The organism is Streptococcus oralis (genome assembly GCF_001578935.1).
GTDB lineage: Bacteria > Bacillota > Bacilli > Lactobacillales > Streptococcaceae > Streptococcus > Streptococcus oralis_R.
The window spans coordinates 1-14,031 of the sequence record NZ_KQ969524.1; the positions used below are offsets into that span (position 1 = coordinate 1).

Genomic DNA, 14,031 nt, shown 5'->3' on the forward strand with positions numbered 1-14,031 from the left:
ATTTATAACTTGGAAGGGTAGCGAAGAGGCTAAACGCGGCGGACTGTAAATCCGCTCCTTCGGGTTCGGGGGTTCGAATCCCTCCCCTTCCATTACTTTAGTTACGGGCATAGTTTAAAGGTAGAACTAAGGTCTCCAAAACCTTCAGTGTGGGTTCAATTCCTACTGCCCGTGTTAATATGATTATGGCGGGTGTGGTGAAGTGGTTAACACACCAGATTGTGGCTCTGGCATGCGTGGGTTCGATCCCCATCACTCGCCTATTTTATATTATTGGGGTATAGCCAAGCGGTAAGGCAAGGGACTTTGACTCCCTCATGCGTTGGTTCGAATCCAGCTACCCCAGTTACTATTTGCCGGCGTGGCGGAATTGGCAGACGCGCTGGACTCAAAATCCAGTGTCCGCAAGGACGTGCCGGTTCGACCCCGGCCGCCGGTATAGTAATAACGACAAGGTTTTCGAGCCTTGTCTTTTTATTTTTTCTTCCAATTTTTTCTTTCAGAGTTACTTAAAATTACTTAAAAGAATTTTTTTGCAAAATTTAGAAGAAATTATTTAACATATTTTGAATTAAACTTGATTCGTTTTGTGTAAAAATATACAATATATATATATATACCATTCTAGGAGAGATTTCATGTTAAACAATCAAGAAAACTATTCAAAGCTCGAAGTCGAACAAGCAAAAAGAGATATTAAATCTCTAGTGAAAGAAAAGTCAGAACTTGTTAAACTTGATTTTAGTAATAAGGAAGATGTACTGGAATTTTTTGATAATGAATAATTTTTATTTTTCGATGTTAGAAGTATTTTTTATCGGTAATTAAGAGGTTCTCGTGGTTTATACAATAGATGAAATTAAGGCTAAGATTAATCCTATTGCTAAACAGTATAACGTATCAAAAGTCTATTTGTTTGGCTCCTATGCAAGAGGAGAAGAGGATGAAAATAGTGATATAGATATTGCTTTAGAAATTGAAGATGAATCACAATATATGGATGTTTATGGGATTCTTTCTAGAGTTTTTAATTGTGATGTAGATATTCTGTTAGTTAATGATTTACTTAACCCTAGAACCAATATAGGAACATTGGTAAAAAAGAATTTTTTACATGATAGAGTTCTTTTGTACCATAAATAGATTTTTTAAATTGTTATTTATTTAATGAACAACTAAAATTATTTTAAATATTTGATTGAATTCACTCAAAAGGCAATTATAGAAAGTGAAAGGAGAAGGAACCATGATTAAAGAGTTTGGTGTTACAAATTTAGAAATATCCAAAGATGATATTTGTAAAAATCCTAACATTCCTATTCTGCGGATGTATGATGATGAAGAATTGATTGGAACGTTTAGTATTCTTACAGGTGAAGTTATAGAAAATTTGGATTTAGCAGACTATGATATACGATTTGCACAAAGACAAATTGAATTAAATCGTGATAACTACCTTGAAACGTGGAAGGACTACGTGGGGATATTACATGCCTAAGTATCCTTTTTTGTAGAACTGAGTTTTTAATATTTTTAATAAGAAAAAGAACAGCACTTGTTTTGGCTGTTCTTTTTATAATAGATTATCTAGTTTATCTGCTAAATCTTTTTGTTTACTTGGGTATAAGTGAGAGTAAGTATCAATTGTTGTAGTTATAGAAGCGTGTCCTAGTCTTTCTTTTACAATTAAGTAGTCTTCGCCTTGGTTTATTAAAAGAGAAGCGTGGGAATGTCTAAAATCATGAATCCTTATTTTCTTTAAAGAACTATCTCTAGCTAAAATCTTTTTATATTGTTTCTCAATAGAATTTTTTGTTAGAGTGATTGGACTATCCTGAAAGACTTGAAGTTTTTCTGTATCAGTCGAAAATTCTCTTAGTCTTTCTGTCTGTTCTTTTTTCCATTCTTCTAGTGTTTCTATAAGTTTTTTATTTATGATGATTCTTCTAGTACCGGATTTTGTCTTTGTAGAACTAATGTGTTCTTCACCTTTATTCACGTACATTGACTTACTAACATGTATTGTACTTGTCGAAAATTCTATATCTTTCCAAGTAAGAGCGAGTGCTTCTCCAAGTCGTAAGCCAGTAAAGAAAAGTACTGTAAATAGTAATTCAAGATTGTATTCATCATCCTTGAATAGAGAAAGAAAATGTTTAAATTCTTTAACTGTCCAAAATTGCATTTTTCTTTTTTCTATCGGTAATTTTTTTAATAAACCTACTGGATGTTCCTTGTAATATCCTTTTCTTAATCCAACATCTAGTATTTTCTTTAATAGAACTATGATTTTATTAATAGTATTTGGACTCAATTTTTTCTCAGAATTTCTAGTATTCTTTTCTCGTAAATGTTCCCTAAATTGATAGATATCTTCATAAGTTAGTTTATCTATATTATCGACTTTTGAAAAATAGTCTTTGATATGTTTATTATAATTGTTTTCTTGAGTATCAATATAGCTCTTTTTTCTATTGTTTATTTCATCCTCTTCTTTTAACAATTGATAAAGCATATCTATTGTTATTTTGGTGCTAAAGCTTTTCTCTTTTAGTTCAACACTTCTCAAGTATCGCTCGGCTTCCAAAGCCTCTTTTTTTGTTTTGAATCCTTTTCTAACAATTCGTCGTTGTAGTAGTGTTATAGGGTTCGTTCCACTAGAAACATCAGCAATCCATGTACCATTTTTGCTTTTACGAACGGCCATTTACTATGCTTCTTTCTGTAATTCTATTCCTAGTAATTCTTCAGCTATGGTTGCGGGAATTGTTCCTATTCGTTTATTGTTATAGATAGCAAAGCCACGATTGACTAATAGCACTTTCCCAGTATGTATAATTTTTCTAGCAGTACCAGGACTAAATCCAAGTTCAATTAAATCATCTTTTGTTACTGTTTTAATCATTGGTTCTCCTTGTAAACTAAGGGGAGCGACTAACTCCCCTTGATTCAGTAGTTATTTTTGTTTCTTGTCTACTAAGTGAATAGCATCAGCCTTATAATACATCGTTTTACTAATCATTGAAGCTCGAAGGTTTTCAAATGTAACTGGGACTTCGTCCATTGCTTGAATATAATCATTATCAACTAATGGTTCAGGGTTGTCAACAGATACTTGTGTTGATTTCTTTTTAAATGGTCCATCTTTGATAGTGATATTATATTTCCAACCAATGATATTTTGAGTGTTAAATCGTCTTTCACTTCCATCACTATTTTTGATAATCTCGCCATTTTCATCGGCTCTGATTTCAGTTTCAAATTTTGGAAGCACCTCATCCAATTCAAATTTAGTTCCAATGTTATTAAAATCCCAGTCATTTTGTGAAAGCATTTTTGCCATAGTTAATTTCTCCTTTTTATATTCTCTTTAATTTTTGGTATTAAGTCTTCTCTTTTGAAGGATATTGCTCTTTCTATGAGTTGACTTGCTAACTCCGGAGGAAACTCCAAAGTTTCTAACTTTTCAAAGTTCTCTTTCTCTAGTTCAAATAGTAGTCCATTTTCATAGAGAATCTTATATGCTCTTAGAATGGCTCCAGAACCTTTAAAGACAAACCATTCTAACTTTTTTTCTAATTCTGTTTTTGTTTTTGATACAGTAATAGTCACCGGCTTTGATGAACCTAAAAATTTTTCCCAAGACCTTAGTGGTTTTGTAAAGAGACTATCAGTATAGAACTTCACTTTATCCTTTAAATATCCTTTTGTGAAGTTTAGAATATCTATTTCTGATTTTAGCCATTCTTGAATGAAGTAGTGGGCTTTCTCTTTACGTAGTTCTAACTCCGTTCTTATCCAATTTTTGATAAATCTCTTGCTAACACCGAGCTTTGAAGCTCGTTCTAAGCGTTTATCATAAATTCTAAGCCGTTCATCATCAGAAGCCCTTCTTAAATATAAGGTCTGCCCTGTTTTCTCATCTCCGTATGTAGTGTAGAAGTTGCTCTTACCATATAGGAATCGATTTTTCTTACAAAGTTTAGCAAGCTGATTTGGAGTGAAGTAAGGGACTTCATTAAAATCGTCTATTGCGATATCAATTCTTCTGACTGAAAATGACTTATAATTGGAATATAGATTATCCAAGAAGTGTCGTTCAGAAAGTCCTTTTGGGGTTAAAACCATATTTCGATAGAATTCTAAAGCTTGTCCTGACATGACAAGCATGAAAGAATTTTCTTCATCACCATAGTAGATACGGATATTACCATAGTTTATCTGAGAGTCATATTCATAGTATTTAAGACTGCCTTTATCTATTATAAATAGCTCTGTATCAAGAAATAAGATATCTTCAACTATTTCTTCTAGTGAAAAGTCGAATGTATTGAACTGGATTTGAATCCAGTCAAAAACAGAACGTAAATTCTCGTTTTTTGCCATAAATTTGAATCAAGTTTTTGCCTAATTTCACTACCTTGAAAATCGTGGAACCCCTTGATAATACTGCATTCTATCGGTTATGCACCTGACTTGCAGAGGGTGGTGTTACTACACACCCTCACCAACCTAGAAAAAGCTCTTTGTTGTTCGTCTGCGCTTACGATTTGTTACGGTCTGCGGTAACATACTCGCTGACCGTAACAAACCTACTTGCCGAACTTCCTACGAGCTTTTTCCCAAGCACCAAATGGAAGTAATTCAAGTGTTGAGAGAATTTCTTCTTGCTCTTTTTCCAATCGTTGAAATTTTATTTGCAGTTTTTTATTACTAGAATACAAATTCTTAAAATTATCATTCAAGGTAATAAAATCTTCTTTAAGGGTTTCGAGTTGCTGAGTAAGGGTGTATTCCTTATGTTTATGAATATCTCCATAAGTTGCCCTTATAGCATCTTTTAATGGCATCTCGTTTTTCAAATAAGCAATTGTTCTGAAATCCTCAACATCATTATCAGTGAAATTATACAAACTCACAAACTGCCTACTATTCCTTGCTTGAACTTTTTTAAACTCATGACCACTAATTTCCTTTATCAAGGTTATCCATTTTTTAGCAGTACTGACAGAGTTTAAACCGTCAACCAAGGAAACAAGTTTATTTATATCCATATTCCCCCGTTCTAACGAAAGTGTGGTATAATGGTATTATAGAAATTTTATTTAGTCTTTGATTTTGTCGTGATTATCAAAGACTTTTTAATACAATCATAGGCGGTTACCTCCGTTTAAATTTTTATTTTTTAGAAATGTCGATTTATCCGACATAATTATAATACACCCGATTTTAGAGATTGTCAAGAAAAATGTCGCTATTTTCGACATTTTAAATTAATTAGGAGAAAATATGAGCATTTTTGGAGATAATATAAAGAGATTAAGAAAGAATAAAGGGCTAAAACAACAAGAATTAGCAGAGATATTAGGAATAAAGAGAAATACGTATAGCGATTGGGAGAATGGAAAGACAGAGCCAAAACTAGGAAATGTTGTAAAACTTGCTCAAGTTTTTGGGACAACTACTGATGAATTATTAGGTCAAACAGTATATTCTAAAGCTATATTAGTTAGATTTTTGGATGACTATGATGTGAGTGATATTAAAAATTGGGACAAGGAAGGAAGAGATAGTTTCAAATTTGCGATTCTATTTGAAGTAATATCTAAAAATGATATGGTTGGTTTATTCAAGTTGAGAGATGACTTGGTAACTAAAAATCATTTGGATGAAGAAGAACAAGAAATAATGAACACACTTTTCAAAGAGGTCTTTGACTATTTTAATACTGATTAAAAGTTTGATAAATAAAATAAATTTCTTAACCTAGATAGAAGGTTAGGAATTTTCTATTATTCATGATTTTAATTATGTTTTAACAAAATTAAGAACAATGTAGAATTTATAATAGTAGAAGAGAGTGATAACATGGCGTCAGAAAAAATTAAATCTAATACAATAGAAGCTCAATCAGCCATTAGTGAGTTAACTGGTATCGATGTATCTGAGAAAGTTAATCAGCAAGTAGAATTTTCGTATACTTCTGAAATCGCTGGGATGGAAGTGGGACGTCAGGCCTGCAATCAAATGCTTCAGGCAGTCAGTGATTTCAGCTCGGCTGTTTTGACCCAAGCAAATAAGTTTCCAGAAATTGCTCATAGGATTGAAAAACGTGATATAGAGCAAGCTAAGAGATGGAGTCACTAAGGAATGGCAGATAGAAATGAAGAAAAGCGCTACAAACTTTGGCGAGAAATTGTCAAGATAGAAGATAAGGGAGACAGACTCCGAGCAACTAAAAAGCAGTATGAACAGCAGTTGACTAACTTTTACTCGGATATTCAAAGCATTCACCATCGTATGGCAACTCTATTGTCTCTCTCACCCAGTTCTCGTCAAGTGATAGAGCAAATCGAAAGTGATAATAGAACCATTCAACGACAGACCAACTCTTATGTAGAAGAGGAGCTGGATGAATTGGAAAAACAAACGAAGAAGGCTCGTCGGTCTTTCGATGAAGCCAGAGAAGAACTGATAGCGGAAAGGAATCGGCTACCATGGGAGTAAAATACAGCGCACAAGAATCCCAAGAATTGATTCAGGCCATGACTAACAACCTCCGAGTCGCAAATGAAGTCACAGACCGCTTATCTAGTGGATGTGACCACCTGATTTCCTCCTTAGACTCAGGTGAGCTGACAGGAGCAGCTTACACAGCTGGTAAAGGTCTCTTTACAGAGATTATCATCCCCAGCATCAAGAAGTTACAAGCAGCGATAGACGATATCCAACTAGAGTTGACATCATACAAAAATGCGGATGCCCAAGTCTCAGAGTATGGTGATTTGGACCTAGACCAACTCAAGGAACTGAAAAAATTGAGGGAAGAGCAGTTAGCTATCGTAGAAGCTCAGATTCAAGCGAGGGAAAACTGGCTAAACGAAATCAAAGATATCTTTACATTTAATTGGGGGAAAACTTTCTCTGAGAAGACCATCCTCTACAATACCAAGTCTCAAATCGAGTCAGGTATTCAGGATTTGGAGGACAAGATTGAAAAACTAGAATTCTTTGTCTCACAGGTTTCCCAGTATTTCAACGATAGTCTAGAAGTCCTTAGCTTAGCGATTCAAGGAGCTACGCAACTAAGTGAAATCATTGTCGATAGCGATGGTAACTACTCTGCGGACGGTGTGGACATGAGCTGGGTGCAGAAGATGAAGGATGTGAAGATTGTTTCGCATGCCAAAAGAGATTATCAAGACTCAGAAACTCGTGCCATCAATAAAGCTTCTAGGGATATGATGCTATCGGAAGATGGTGATGCCTACTATCGTGCCGAATTAAAGAAGCGCTTAAAAGGTCACGACAAGTCCGAGTGGGATAAGATAATTGACGACTATAATCACACTCTTAAGATTGATGAAACAGGAAATATCATTGACATTTTTCCATTTGAACAAGGCTATGTTGTATCAAAAAATGGAAAATATGATGCCGATTATACTCATTTGGTTAATAAAGAGTTTGAAGAACTGAAGGCGAAAAACTTTGAGGCAAATTCAGCTGAATTTTGGAGTGGAGTAGCTCAAATATTCTCTGGTTTAGGAGTTTACTTTGCGAGTGGTGCTCTCGAAGTCTTGAGTATCATGGCTGGTCCGCCAACAATGGGAGGAAGTCTCGTAGCTGGTACGGCAGTATCCGTAACAGGGGTACAATATGGGAATGTACTGATAGCTAGTGGAGCAGTAACTAGCTTATCAGCTATCACAAAGACGGCCTTACAAAATGGCGAAATTCAGGTTAATTATTCTAGCAACTACGATAGCTGGCAGGCCAATAAACCGACGAGTAAGACTTTTGGAAAAAAAGTTTCTGGACGAGTTAAAGGTAAAAAGCTTGATAACATTCGAGTTGATGCCGAGCCAAATAGTGGGAAAATCCAAGTTCAGTCAGGGAGTGGAAAGTCAGGTTATGACCTCAACATAGATATCGAAGCTTCAACTGTTTCAAGCAGAAAGGATATTGTAGAATGGGTAAATAAACAGTCTGAACTAAAAGGACTTGGTCAAGGTGCAAAAGAGGAAATTATCAAAAATATGTGGAAAGCATTTAACTGGTTGATGCAATAAGGAGTGAACAATGAAATTATACTTAAAAGGCGATTATACAAAAAGAGTACCTTATGGTTATCTAGAGCTTGCTGGTAAAATGTGGTTTCCAGAAGAAAAGCAAGTATCGTACTCAAATGCTGGAGACAATGAGCAACTACAAGAGGATTTTTCTGTAAATTTATCCTTGAGGAAAAGTACTGCAGATAAGCGATGGTCTAGTGTCCCCCTAAAGGAAGGGGTACGAAGCCTCTTTTCACATATTGAGGAATGTATTGAGATAGAGTTTGAAGACGCATTTGCTACAGATTATAATGAAAAGGGGGACTATCTTCGTATTTTAACTACCCATCTAGAAGTTTTGACAGTTGATAAACGAGCTATGTATATTATGGCGATGGAAATTGCGACGGTCATTGACGGGCAAATTAGCGAAGATGATAAGGCTAGCTGGTTGACAATTGAGGAGTTTAAAAGAAAACATGGAGATATTCTATCTCTAACTTTTGAAGAAGCAAATGAACTAAGTTTGACAGAAATTCAAACGATGGATGTTGTAGACGACCCTCTTTGGGAGGAAGAAGCTGCTCGTCGAAAAGAATATATACTAGCACATGGAGGCGATATCTCAGATTTATGAGACTATATATCAAAGGTGATTACACCAAAGAAATTCCGTTTGATTATTTAGAACTAGCGAAGAGAATGTGGTTTGATACTAAAGATGGTAAGCGAGTAGATTTTTCTCATTTTGGAAATACTCGCCCATTTAAAACAGACCCAACTATTCACTTGAAATTGAATAAGTGGATGCATGATAATAGATGGAATAATGTTCGGTTGAAAGAAGGGATTACCAACGAATTTGGAAGTCATATATATGAAAACCTTGAATTAGATTTTGAAGATAATCCAGCAACAGACTATCGAGAAAAAGGAGACTGTCTACGTTTAGCTTCTACCCACCTTGATCTTCTCACTGTTGATAAACGAGCTATGTATATTATGGCCATTGAAATTGCGACTGCTATTGATGGTCAGATTAGTGAAGATGATAAGAAAAGCTGGTTAAGTGTGGAAGAATTTAAAAACCGACATGAAGATATTCTTTCGATGAGTTATGAAGAAGCTAATGATCTGAGTTTGGAAGAAATTCCGTTTATGGACGATGTAAGAGACCCAGTTTGGGAAGAAGACGACCGCAGGAATGAAGAATACATCAAAATCCATGGCGAGCCAGTTTATGACGACGAGGAAGAATGAAATTATACTTAAAAGGCGATTATACAAAAAGAGTACCTTATGGTTATTTGGAACTAGCTGGTAAAATGTGGTTTCCAGAGGATGAGCAAGTTTCTTACTCAAATGTTGGGAATAATGATGCATTACAAGATGATTTTTCTGTAAATTTATCAATTATGAATCCTAAATGGTAAGAAGGGGAAAATTGTTACCTAAAAGTTACTGAAATTTGAAAAAAGAATCTGTTTTATAAAATTTAAAAGTCCTAAAACATTGTTAAATTAAGGTTGTAAGTTTCAAAAAATGTAGGAATTGAACTCAAAATCCAGTGTCCGCAAGGACGTGCCGGTTCGACCCCGGCCGCCGGTATAGTAATAACGACAAGGTTTTCGAGCCTTGTTTTTTTGATTTAGTGAAGATTTTGATATTTTTTCTTTAAGTACAGATAACTGATGAATGATCTTTTTCTTCTTATTCTAATCATTTTTAGTGTATTTTTGGTATAATATTACTTATTCACAATTTATTTTGATTATGAAAGAGTTTGGTGATTAATGTCTCGGTCTGTTGAATTACTAAAGAAACGTTACTTAAAGAATATAAAAGAGAACCCAGATTTATTTATTGGGATTGAGTTAGAATTTCCTATTGTAAATTTAGAGGGTAAGGCTACAAATGGTGAAGTTGTTAAGGCTCTCTTTCGGTATTTACCATCAGTACTGGGATTTACTATCGAGAAAGTGGATGATTTTGGGAATCCAATTCAGTTGCTTGACCCAGTCAGCCAAGATACGATCTTGTTTGAGGTTGCTTATACGACGATTGAGTTTGCATTCGGAAAGGCCGAATCTATCCGAGAGGTAGAAGAACGCTTTAATTTCTATATGGCTACGATTCAGACTAAGTTGGGTGAAGCTAATCATGCTATTGTTGGCTGTGGCATTCATCCCAACTGGGATAAAAATGAGAATTGTCCAGTGGCTTATCCACGTTATCGGATGTTGATGGATTATTTGAATTTGAGTAGAAATATCACTAATAAGTCGGATTTACATCATTTCCCTGAATATGGTGCTTTTATCTGTGGTAGTCAGGTTCAACTGGATGTTTCAAAATCCAACTACTTACGGGTGATTAATGCTTTTACTCAAATTGAAGCGGCTAAGGCTTATTTATTTGCAAACTCTGAGTTTTCAGGTGAGGATTGGGATACGAAAATTTCAAGGGATATTTTCTGGGAAGAGTCTATGCATGGCATTTATTCAGAGAATGTTGGGGTTAATGCTAGACTTTTTGATGATGAGGAGGATTTTTTTGATTATCTAGATCATTCTGCAATTTTTACTGCGGAACGTGACGAGCAGACTTATTATTTTTATCCGATTCAGGCTAGGGACTATTTGGCTAGACCTGAAATCCAGGCATTTGCTCTAAATGGGGATGGGGTTATTATTTACCCTCAAGAGAAAGATTTTGAAACTCATCGTAGTTATCAGTACCAAGACTTAACGACTCGAGGAACAGTTGAGTTTCGTAGTGTTTGTACTCAGCCACTTGATAGGACTTTTGCTTCTACAGCCTTTCATTTGGGCTTGTTGGTTCATTTAGACAAGCTTGAAGCTTACTTGCGAACTGCTCCATTTTTTACCACAGCTGGTCGTGATTATAAGCTTTTAAGGCGACAATTTTCTAAGAAAAAGCTTACAGATCAGGAAGAAACTGCGATTATAGAGTTTTCTAAAGATTTACTCACCCTAGCTGAGGAAGGACTGGAGAAAAGAGATAAGCAAGAAATGGTTTATTTAGAGCCTTTGAAGAAAGAATTGGGATTATAATTTCTCTTATAAAGGGAGAATTTTCTGAAAAATCATGATATAATGGAAGAGACTATAGATAAAGGATAGAGATTCATGACATTAGTTTATCAATCAACGCGTGATGCCAATAATACAGTAACTGCCAGCCAGGCTATTTTGCAAGGTTTGGCGACGGATGGTGGTCTGTTTACACCACTTACTTATCCAAAGGTTGATTTGGACTTTGAAACATTAAAAGATGCTTCTTACCAAGAAGTGGCTAAATTAGTTTTATCAGCCTTTTTAGATGACTTTACAGCTGAGGAGTTGGACTACTGTATCAACAATGCCTACGATAGCAAGTTTGATACTCCAGCTATTGCGCCATTGGTGAAACTGGACGGCCAATACAATTTGGAACTGTTCCATGGTTCAACAATTGCCTTTAAGGATATGGCCTTGTCTATTTTGCCATACTTTATGACGACTGCTGCTAAGAAACATGGCTTGGAGAACAAAATCGTCATTTTGACAGCCACATCTGGTGATACTGGGAAAGCTGCTATGGCTGGATTTGCAGATGTACCCGGTACTGAGATTATCGTCTTTTATCCAAAGGACGGTGTCAGCAAGGTCCAAGAGTTGCAAATGACCACTCAGACTGGCGACAATACTCATGTTATCGCCATTGATGGAAACTTTGATGATGCGCAAACAAATGTGAAGCACATGTTCAACGATGTAGCTCTTCGTGAAAAATTGGCAGCGAACAAGTTGCAATTTTCATCGGCTAACTCTATGAACATTGGTCGTTTGGTACCACAAATTGTTTATTATGTTTATGCCTACGCTCAGTTGATCAAGTCTGGTGAGATTGTGGCTGGTGAAAAGGTCAACTTCACAGTACCAACAGGAAACTTTGGAAATATTTTGGCTGCTTTTTATGCTAAACAAATCGGTCTTCCAGTTGGTAAATTGATCTGTGCTTCAAATGACAATAATGTTTTAACTGACTTCTTTAAAACACGTGTTTACGACAAGAAACGTGAGTTTAAGGTAACGACTAGCCCATCTATGGATATCTTAGTATCTTCAAACTTGGAGCGTTTGATTTTCCATCTTTTGGGGAATGATGCGGTTAAGACAGCTGAACTCATGAATGCCTTGAGTACACAAGGACAATATGAATTGACAGACTTTGATGCAGCGATTTTGGAACTCTTTGCAGCTGAATATGCGACTGAGGAAGAAACTGTGGCAGAAATTAAACGTGTTTATCAAACAGATACCTATATCGAGGATCCACATACGGCGGTTGCCTCAGCAGTTTATAGAAAATACAAAGCGGCTACTGGGGATGCGACTAAGACAGTGATTGCTTCAACAGCTAGTCCCTACAAATTCCCAGTGGTTGCCGTAGAAGCTGTAACAGGAAAAGCAGGCTTAACTGACTTTGAAGCCTTGGCTCAATTACATGACATTTCAGGAGTGGCAGTGCCACCAGCGGTTGATGGCCTTGAAACAGCTCCAGTTCGTCATAAAACAACAGTAGCAGCTGCTGACATGCAAGCAGCGGTTGAGGCTTATCTAGGACTTTAAGACAGAGGGCGTAAACTCGGTTGGGAAACCAACTGAGTTTCTTTTCATCAGGAGGAGAGATTGTTTAAGAAAAATAAAGACATTCTTAACATTGCATTGCCAGCTATGGGTGAAAACTTTTTGCAGATGCTCATGGGAATGGTGGACAGTTACCTGGTCGCTCACTTGGGACTGATAGCTATTTCAGGTGTTTCAGTTGCTGGCAATATTATCACCATTTACCAGGCGATTTTTATCGCTCTAGGAGCTGCTATTTCCAGTGTTATTTCAAAAAATATAGGGCAGAAAGATCAGTCCAAGTTGGCTTATCACGTGACAGAGGCTCTCAAGATAACCCTATTGCTGAGTGCACTTTTAGGCGCTTTATCCATCTTTGCTGGGCAAGAGATGATAGGACTTTTGGGAACTGAGCAGGAGGTGGCTGAGAGTGGTGGGCTCTACCTATCTTTGGTGGGTGGATCGATTGTTCTCTTGGGTTTGATGACCAGTCTGGGTGCCTTGATTCGTGCAACACATAATCCGCGTCTCCCCCTCTATGTTAGTCTTTTATCCAATGTCTTGAATATTCTTTTTTCAAGTCTTGCTATTTTTGTCCTTGATATGGGCATAGCTGGTGTTGCTTGGGGGACCATCTTGTCTCGCTTAGTCGGTCTTGTGATTTTGTGGTCGCAATTAAAGCTACCTTTTGAGAAACCGACTTTTGGTTTAGATAAGGAACTATTGACTTTGGCTTTACCAGCAGCAGGAGAACGTCTCATGATGCGGGCTGGAGATGTAGTTATCATTGCCTTGGTCGTCTCTTTTGGGACGGAGGCAGTAGCAGGGAATGCAGTCGGAGAAGTTTTGACCCAGTTTAACTATATGCCTGCCTTTGGTGTGGCTACGGCAACAGTCATGCAGGTGGCTCGAGCGGTTGGAGAGGATGATTGTAAAAGAGTAGATAGTTTGAGCAAGCAAACCTTTTGGCTTTCTCTGCTTCTCATGCTGCCCTTAACTTTCAGTATCTATGCCTTGGGGGTGCCACTTACTCATCTCTATACGACGGATTCTCTAGCTGTTGAGGCTAGTGTTCTAGTGACATTTTTTTCACTACTTGGAACTCCTATGACGATAGGAACAGTCATCTATACTGCAGTTTGGCAGGGATTGGGAAATGCTCGCCTTCCCTTTTATGCGACAAGTATTGGGATGTGGTGTATCCGCATTGGGACAGGATATCTGATGGGGCTTGTTCTTGGTTGGGGCTTGCCTGGTATTTGGGCAGGGACACTTTTGGATAATGGTTTTCGCTGGTTATTTCTACGTTACCGTTACCAGCGTTATATGAGCTTGAAAGGATAGAA

General features: G+C 36.6%; 18 protein-coding genes and 5 tRNA genes. 18 read left to right on the forward strand and 5 right to left on the reverse strand.

Going from position 1 to position 14,031, the window contains the following annotated elements; translation table 11 throughout:
* Window positions 1–11 precede the first annotated feature (11 nt).
* From SORDD15_RS09290 to SORDD15_RS09325, 8 genes are all read left to right on the forward strand, one after another.
* Window positions 12–92: transfer RNA gene (locus tag SORDD15_RS09290), tRNA-Tyr, on the forward strand.
* 11 nt (window positions 93–103) lie between these two features.
* Window positions 104–174 (forward strand) — tRNA-Trp (locus SORDD15_RS09295).
* Between the two features lie 14 nt (window positions 175–188).
* Window positions 189–261 (forward strand) — tRNA-His (locus SORDD15_RS09300).
* 13 nt (window positions 262–274) lie between these two features.
* Window positions 275–346 (forward strand) — tRNA-Gln (locus SORDD15_RS09305).
* 9 nt (window positions 347–355) lie between these two features.
* Window positions 356–439, forward strand: a tRNA-Leu gene (locus tag SORDD15_RS09310).
* A gap of 199 nt (window positions 440–638) precedes the next feature.
* Entirely contained in the window at window positions 639–785 is a 147-nt protein-coding gene (locus SORDD15_RS09315; RefSeq protein WP_196756229.1) for a hypothetical protein, read from the forward strand.
* Between the two features lie 52 nt (window positions 786–837).
* The gene (locus SORDD15_RS09320; RefSeq protein WP_061416633.1) at window positions 838–1,143 is read left to right on the forward strand and encodes a nucleotidyltransferase family protein; all 306 of its coding nucleotides are present in this window, start codon (window positions 838–840) and stop codon (window positions 1,141–1,143) included.
* 103 nt (window positions 1,144–1,246) lie between these two features.
* Entirely contained in the window at window positions 1,247–1,498 is a 252-nt protein-coding gene (locus SORDD15_RS09325) for a hypothetical protein (protein WP_061416634.1), read from the forward strand.
* Between the two features lie 75 nt (window positions 1,499–1,573).
* Here the strand turns inward: SORDD15_RS09325 and SORDD15_RS09330 are convergent, their stop codons facing one another.
* From SORDD15_RS09330 to SORDD15_RS09350, 5 genes are all read right to left on the reverse strand, one after another.
* A complete protein-coding gene (locus tag SORDD15_RS09330; RefSeq protein WP_061416637.1) occupies window positions 1,574–2,707 on the reverse strand; it encodes a tyrosine-type recombinase/integrase in 1,134 nt (377 codons plus the stop codon).
* A 3-nt stretch (window positions 2,708–2,710) separates the two neighbouring features.
* On the reverse strand, window positions 2,711–2,905 hold the full coding sequence (locus SORDD15_RS09335; protein WP_006144810.1) for a DUF3173 domain-containing protein: 195 nt from the start codon (window positions 2,903–2,905) through the stop codon (window positions 2,711–2,713).
* A gap of 51 nt (window positions 2,906–2,956) precedes the next feature.
* Window positions 2,957–3,343 carry a hypothetical protein gene (locus tag SORDD15_RS09340; RefSeq protein ID WP_061416638.1) on the reverse strand — a complete coding sequence of 129 codons (387 nt, stop codon included), beginning with the start codon at window positions 3,341–3,343 and terminating at the stop codon, window positions 2,957–2,959.
* Between the two features lie 2 nt (window positions 3,344–3,345).
* Complete coding sequence (locus tag SORDD15_RS09345) at window positions 3,346–4,386, reverse strand: replication initiation factor domain-containing protein (protein ID WP_061416640.1); 1,041 nt, start codon at window positions 4,384–4,386, stop codon at window positions 3,346–3,348.
* Between the two features lie 206 nt (window positions 4,387–4,592).
* Complete coding sequence (locus SORDD15_RS09350) at window positions 4,593–5,054, reverse strand: hypothetical protein (RefSeq protein WP_061416642.1); 462 nt, start codon at window positions 5,052–5,054, stop codon at window positions 4,593–4,595.
* Between the two features lie 235 nt (window positions 5,055–5,289).
* On the opposite strand from SORDD15_RS09350, the gene SORDD15_RS09355 reads away from it, so the two are divergent.
* The 10 genes from SORDD15_RS09355 (at window position 5,290) to SORDD15_RS09395 (ending at window position 14,029) form a co-directional block, all read left to right on the forward strand.
* Window positions 5,290–5,736, forward strand: coding sequence for a helix-turn-helix domain-containing protein (locus SORDD15_RS09355; protein WP_061416644.1), 447 nt, complete (start codon window positions 5,290–5,292; stop codon window positions 5,734–5,736).
* 132 nt (window positions 5,737–5,868) lie between these two features.
* Window positions 5,869–6,147, forward strand: a complete 279-nt coding sequence (locus SORDD15_RS09360; protein WP_061416646.1) for a hypothetical protein — start codon at window positions 5,869–5,871, stop codon at window positions 6,145–6,147.
* 3 nt (window positions 6,148–6,150) lie between these two features.
* Window positions 6,151–6,507 (forward strand): hypothetical protein, encoded by a 357-nt coding sequence (locus SORDD15_RS09365; RefSeq protein WP_061416648.1) that lies wholly within the window; start codon window positions 6,151–6,153, stop codon window positions 6,505–6,507.
* A complete protein-coding gene (locus SORDD15_RS09370; RefSeq protein ID WP_061416650.1) occupies window positions 6,498–8,072 on the forward strand; it encodes an LXG domain-containing protein in 1,575 nt (524 codons plus the stop codon). The genes SORDD15_RS09365 and SORDD15_RS09370 overlap by 10 nt, the downstream gene beginning before the upstream one ends.
* Before the next feature lie 10 nt (window positions 8,073–8,082).
* Window positions 8,083–8,691: a hypothetical protein gene (locus tag SORDD15_RS09375; RefSeq protein ID WP_061416652.1), complete on the forward strand. Its 609-nt coding sequence runs from the start codon at window positions 8,083–8,085 to the stop codon at window positions 8,689–8,691.
* On the forward strand, window positions 8,688–9,314 hold the full coding sequence (locus SORDD15_RS09380) for a hypothetical protein (protein WP_061416654.1): 627 nt from the start codon (window positions 8,688–8,690) through the stop codon (window positions 9,312–9,314). The genes SORDD15_RS09375 and SORDD15_RS09380 overlap by 4 nt, the downstream gene beginning before the upstream one ends.
* Window positions 9,311–9,487, forward strand: a complete 177-nt coding sequence (locus SORDD15_RS10225; protein WP_155718790.1) for a hypothetical protein — start codon at window positions 9,311–9,313, stop codon at window positions 9,485–9,487. Before SORDD15_RS09380 ends, SORDD15_RS10225 begins: the two co-directional genes overlap by 4 nt.
* Before the next feature lie 360 nt (window positions 9,488–9,847).
* Window positions 9,848–11,128 (forward strand): glutamate-cysteine ligase family protein, encoded by a 1,281-nt coding sequence (locus tag SORDD15_RS09385; RefSeq protein WP_061416656.1) that lies wholly within the window; start codon window positions 9,848–9,850, stop codon window positions 11,126–11,128.
* 75 nt (window positions 11,129–11,203) lie between these two features.
* On the forward strand, window positions 11,204–12,688 hold the full coding sequence (thrC, locus tag SORDD15_RS09390; protein ID WP_061416657.1) for a threonine synthase: 1,485 nt from the start codon (window positions 11,204–11,206) through the stop codon (window positions 12,686–12,688).
* 60 nt (window positions 12,689–12,748) lie between these two features.
* Complete coding sequence (locus SORDD15_RS09395; protein ID WP_061416659.1) at window positions 12,749–14,029, forward strand: MATE family efflux transporter; 1,281 nt, start codon at window positions 12,749–12,751, stop codon at window positions 14,027–14,029.
* Window positions 14,030–14,031 lie beyond the last annotated feature (2 nt).